This window comes from Halalkalibacter sp. HAAS-P014 (genome assembly GCF_056619965.1).
In genome coordinates, this window is sequence record NZ_JBWQTV010000051.1 from 1 (window position 1) to 676 (window position 676).

Here is a 676-nt window from a genome sequence, read left to right on the forward strand (position 1 = left end):
TGACCAGACCAATCAGCTGGACGCTTTTCAATAAATGAGCTTAGTCCTTCTTGTGCATCTTGCGAACGGAATAATAGGTTTTGTAGTTCACCTTCATAACGAATCGCAACGTTTAATGGCATTTCTTTTCCGTTCATGATTGAAAGTTTAATGTTTTGTGCTGCATATGTAGCACTGTTTGCAATCTTCTCAGCATACTCAAGAGTTTTTGCTCTTGTTTCTTCTTGTGGGAATACACGGTCAACTAAACGGATATCTAATGCTTCTTGTGGTGATAATGTTTCACCTGTTAAGTTTAGATCAAGTGCTTTTGAATGACCAACTTGACGAGCTAGACGCTGAGTTCCACCTGTACCAGCTAGTACACCAAGTGTAATTTCTGGAAGACCAATTTTACCAGCTTCTGATCCCATGAAACGTAGGTCACAAGCAAGTGCCATTTCTAGACCTCCACCAACTGTATGTCCTTCTAGACAAGCAATCCAAATTTGTGGTGAACGAGCAATCTTATCTAATGTTTCGTTACAGAACAAGCAGAATTGAGTTTTGAAACGTGGCTCAGAAGCCTTTAAGAAATTAATGTTTGCACCTGCTGAGAAAAACTTCGGCATATCACTCACTAATACTGCTACTTTAATATCAGTGTCAAAACGGATATCATCAATCGCTGCATTTA

General features: G+C 39.3%; 1 protein-coding gene. It reads right to left on the reverse strand.

Features of this window, described 5'->3' with window-relative positions:
- The coding region (locus tag AC1FXZ_RS21990) for an enoyl-CoA hydratase/isomerase family protein (protein ID WP_480057567.1) at window positions 1-676 on the reverse strand (676 nt) is incomplete at both ends.